The sequence below is a fragment of the Gilvimarinus gilvus genome (assembly GCF_030518155.1).
Taxonomy (GTDB): Bacteria; Pseudomonadota; Gammaproteobacteria; order Pseudomonadales; family Cellvibrionaceae; genus Gilvimarinus; species Gilvimarinus gilvus.
The window spans coordinates 1-307 of record NZ_JAULRU010000193.1 but is presented as its reverse complement, the minus strand read 5'-3'; the positions used below and the strand labels follow the sequence as shown (position 1 = coordinate 307).

1 pseudogene is annotated in these 307 nt (G+C 65.1%); it reads left to right on the top strand.

From position 1 onward, the window contains the following. Positions 1-112: 112 nt before the first annotated feature. Positions 113-307: pseudogene (locus QWI17_RS01590) on the top strand (SAM-dependent methyltransferase); the annotation flags it as partial.

Below are 307 nucleotides of genomic sequence, written 5' to 3'. Positions count from 1 at the left end.
AGGAAGTCGGTGACGTGGTGCTCTACCTGCTGCTGTTGTGCAGTGAGCTGGGCCTGGACATGGACCAGGTGGTGCGTGCCAAGCTGGCCGACAGCGAGAGGCGTTTCGCTCGATGAACGACCGTCATTTCGATGAACTGGCCACCCGCTTCGCGGAAAAGATCTACGGCGGCGCCAAGGGCGCGATCCGCCTGGCCGTCTTGCAGGCCGACCTGGCCGAGGCGCTGCCTGATCGCCCGTTGCGTGTTCTGGATATCGGCGCCGGCCTGGGTCACATGGCCTTGTGGCTGGCCGAACGTGGCCACCAG